Here is a 3,140-nt window from a genome sequence, read left to right as displayed (position 1 = left end):
TTTTTAAGAACCGTTTTTAAGATACCGTTTTTTAAATGCCGTTTTTTAATACCGTTTTTAAATACCGATTTTCAAAGACACCGTTTTTTACAGATGCCTGACAATTCAGAGAGCTTGTAGTTATATAAAACTACGGATGTACTGAAAACGAAATATAAAATTCTGGAAGTACCGTAAAATACAAAGGAAGTTGAGATATAATAGAAGGAATTTCCTTTCTGCATTCAGTAAAAATAGAGTTTGAGAAGCATATTTAATTCATAAAATTATTAGAATTAATAGAATTAATAGAATTATTAGAATTAATAGAGTTAATAGAATTATTAGAATCTTAAAATATAAAAAAGTAGAAGCCTGGCTTTGAATCCTGATGAAAAAGAGGAATTTGACAGAAAAAAGTAAATTGCCGGATGATTATAGATCAACTAGCGGTAGCTGTCTTCTCAGGTCAGGCAAATAACCTTCTCTGTGCAGGGCTATTTTATAGTCGCTTATTGCCCTGCATAATTTGTGGGTATATTTTATGCAGTCGGTACCAACATTTCCCTTAAACAGCAATTTTTCTGTTTTTTCTATAAATTCGGGATAAGTAAAAACCAGCTCTTCTTTGGTGTGCAGGAAAAGAGCTGCAAAGTCCCTGTGAATGCCCATGCTTCTTTTAAGCAATTCAACATTAAGATGTTCTTCAGACAGATAGGGGTTGAACTTCACAAAGGTGTGAAAATCTGCGATGTTCTGGTTTAAGGAGTTCAGGATTGAGTATAGAACGTTGTCGGTCTCCGGAAGGGGGATATCCGGAAGATCGAGGCAGTCTCCATCAAAAGTCTCATTTTCTTTTATATTTTGATCCCGGGTTGTATCACGATCCATTTTATCACCCTGATTGCAAAAATTAATTTTAGTGAATAGCCTGGTGGCTTCAGTTTCATATAACGGGTTTAATCAGTTGCTTTGATTAACTTTCAGATAGACTTACTGGATTATCTAAAGGGTGGCTCCAAATAAATCCATTGTGTTAATCACCGGCGTTTCCGTCGCTTCCCCACTCGAAGCGGTTGTACGCACATGGGTTAATGCTTCAGATCCGTTTTTCTCTCCATGAATCCAGCCTGAGAGGTTTAGTACTGGATCCTGTAAAATATAATCAATTAAACATTTAGGCTCTAGCATCTCACCATATATAAAATTATGTCTTAATAAAACTGAATAAATATAATTATAGTATAATTTATCCCCAATACTGTAAAAGTCCTGAATAGCTATTCAAAATATTCTGAACCAGTCTTGAATAAGTTGTAAACACCCATTTAAAACCTTTAAAATGGAGTTCAGGGATTTTTAAGCCCTTGAACTTCTTCTATTCTCAAGCATTTCCATTCCGAAAGCCACAACCCCATATACAAGGCTCAGTACGAGAATAATAGTCGCACCGGATGGGACATCCAGAGCATATGAAAGACCTATTCCTGTAACGCTGATTATAGTTCCAAAGACCATGGAAATCAGCATCATACGCTTCAGGTTATGGGTGAATTTACGGCTCAGGGAAGCAGGAATGGTGAGAAGAGCAATTACAAGGATAATACCCACGACCTTAATAAGCACCACAATTGTTAGAGCAATTATGCAGAGCAGGAAAAGGTAAAGCTTCTCAGTAGGAAGGCCCTGCACGGTTGTGAATTCTTCATCAAAACAAAGGGCAAGGAATTCCTTATAAAGTAAGTAAACTGCACCTACTATTACTACATCAAGAGCTAACATAAAGTAAAGGTCGGAGCGGGGTACTGTTAGAATATTTCCAAATAGATAGGTCATAAGATCAGGAGCATATCCAGGAGTTAAATAGACAAAAATTATTCCGAGCGCCATTCCAAGAGACCAGAGTATGCCTATAGCACTGTCTTCGGGGATTTTAGACCTCTTGCTCACTGTTCCCATGACAAGAGCCGAAAGCAAGCTGAAGGGAAGAACTCCGAACATAGGGTTAATTCCGAGGTAATAGCCCAGCCCAACACCTCCAAAGGAAGCATGAGCTATTCCCCCACTTATGAAGACTATTTTTTTGACGACAACATAGACTCCTATAATCCCGCAGGCTATACTTGCAAGAACTGCGGCTGCAAGAGCATTCTGGATAAAGGTATATTGCAGAAAATTAAACATTCTTATTTCTCCATCTGTTTTTCGAGTCAGTCCTTTTCGAACAGGTCCTGATCTTCAGGAGTTTTCCTCATGGTTACTCAAAACCCTGTGAGGTATTCCATGAGCAATCAGTTCAACAGGACACTGGTAGGTAGCTTCAAGATCTTCAACCGGGATTTCTCTGGAGTTATGGTAATGGAGAGTACGGTTTAAGCAGGCTATTTTGTCGACATAAATAGAAACCGCGCTGAGGTCGTGAGTAACCATGATGACTGCCATCTCCTGCTTGAGCCTGTTCAGCAGGCGGTAGAGTTCATCCTGCATATGCGGATCAAGCCCGGAATTTGGTTCGTCAAGAAGCAAAAGTTTGGGGTTTGTGGCAAGAGCTCTCGCAATAAAGACTCTCTGCCGCTGCCCACCAGAAAGCTGCCCAATCTGACGGTCCTTGTACTGGAACATTTCTACCATCCTCAGGGCTTCTTCTGCAGCCTTTTTGTCTTCTTCTCTATACTTTTTCCGAAAACCCGTATGGCTCATCCTGCCTGTGAGAACTACTTCCCAGACACTTATAGGAAAGTCAAAATCGAAACCTTTGTATTGAGGAACATAGCCTACAAGCTCTCTGCTCTTTTCGGGTGGTTTCCCAAAGAGCTTTACACTGCCCTTATAAGGTTTCAAAAGTCCAAGGAGCACTTTTAGAAATGTGGTCTTTCCTCCCCCATTAGGTCCGATAATCCCAAGCAGTCCATTAGGCTCTTTTAACTCAAAATTGATTGCCTCAAGAATCGTCTGAGTTCCATAACGAACCCAGACATCTTTCAGTTCTATAACCGTCTCCATTTCCTTCCCTTCAGAATATCGTTTTTTATCATCGTTTTTTATCATCGTTTTTATTTATCGGATTACAATCTTTTGATATTTAGATACGAAATTTGAGTGGTTGACCTTACCAGAACTTAAATGCTAATTTTACTGACCTCGTACCTTACTGACTTTGT

4 protein-coding genes are annotated in these 3,140 nt (G+C 39.2%); all 4 read right to left on the bottom strand.

Going from position 1 to position 3,140, the window contains the following annotated elements; translation table 11 throughout:
- Positions 1–414: 414 nt before the first annotated feature.
- Positions 415–870, bottom strand: coding sequence for a hypothetical protein (locus A9239_RS13215; protein WP_048122600.1), 456 nt, complete (start codon positions 868–870; stop codon positions 415–417).
- Positions 871–984: 114 nt separating this feature from the next.
- Positions 985–1,170 (bottom strand): hypothetical protein, encoded by a 186-nt coding sequence (locus A9239_RS13210; RefSeq protein WP_048122602.1) that lies wholly within the window; start codon positions 1,168–1,170, stop codon positions 985–987.
- Positions 1,171–1,338: 168 nt separating this feature from the next.
- Positions 1,339–2,163: a metal ABC transporter permease gene (locus tag A9239_RS13205; protein ID WP_048122604.1), complete on the bottom strand. Its 825-nt coding sequence runs from the start codon at positions 2,161–2,163 to the stop codon at positions 1,339–1,341.
- Between the two features lie 54 nt (positions 2,164–2,217).
- Positions 2,218–2,982 (bottom strand): metal ABC transporter ATP-binding protein, encoded by a 765-nt coding sequence (locus A9239_RS13200; protein ID WP_048157216.1) that lies wholly within the window; start codon positions 2,980–2,982, stop codon positions 2,218–2,220.
- Between the last annotated feature and the right edge of the window lie 158 nt (positions 2,983–3,140).

Origin of the sequence: Methanosarcina sp. A14, assembly GCF_001729375.1 — an archaeon.
GTDB classification, from domain to species: domain Archaea; phylum Halobacteriota; class Methanosarcinia; order Methanosarcinales; family Methanosarcinaceae; genus Methanosarcina; species Methanosarcina barkeri.
Note: the sequence above shows the minus strand (reverse complement) of the source record. Positions and strands in the feature narration are given on the sequence as shown.

What these genes read in the sequence shown, in the direction of transcription:
- A9239_RS13205 (WP_048122604.1), bottom strand. Translation starts at nt 2,163, where the DNA reads ATGTTTAATTTTCTGCAATATACCTTTATCCAGAATGCTCTTGCAGCC.
- A9239_RS13215 (WP_048122600.1), bottom strand. Translation starts at nt 870, where the DNA reads ATGGATCGTGATACAACCCGGGATCAAAATATAAAAGAAAATGAGACT.
- A9239_RS13200 (WP_048157216.1), bottom strand. Translation starts at nt 2,982, where the DNA reads ATGGAGACGGTTATAGAACTGAAAGATGTCTGGGTTCGTTATGGAACT.
- A9239_RS13210 (WP_048122602.1), bottom strand. Translation starts at nt 1,170, where the DNA reads ATGCTAGAGCCTAAATGTTTAATTGATTATATTTTACAGGATCCAGTA.